A 358-nucleotide genomic window follows, 5' to 3' on the forward strand; every position below is an offset into this window, starting at 1 on the left:
CCATCAAGGACATGTCCGGCATTCTGACGCCGGGGGCCGCCTTTGAGCTGGTCAGCGAAATCAAGAAGCGCTACGACGTCACCCTGCACCTGCACTGCCACGCCACCACCGGGATGGCGGAGATGGCCCTGCTGAAGGCCATTGAAGCCGGGGTCGACGGCGTCGACACCGCCATCTCCTCGATGAGCGCCACCTACGGCCACCCGGCCACCGAGGCGCTGGTCGCCACCCTCGCCGGCACGCAATATGACACCGGGCTGGATATCCACAAGCTGGAGAGCATCGCGACCTACTTCCGCGAGGTGCGTAAGAAGTACCATGCCTTTGAAGGCCAGCTGAAGGGCACCGACAGCCGCAT

Annotated in this window: 1 pseudogene; it reads left to right on the forward strand. The window is 64.2% G+C overall.

What is annotated here, in order from left to right:
- Positions 1-358: pseudogene (locus HMPREF3096_RS29580) on the forward strand (oxaloacetate decarboxylase); the annotation flags it as partial.

The organism is Klebsiella sp. HMSC25G12, assembly GCF_001807705.1.
Taxonomy (GTDB): domain Bacteria; phylum Pseudomonadota; class Gammaproteobacteria; order Enterobacterales; family Enterobacteriaceae; genus Klebsiella; species Klebsiella variicola.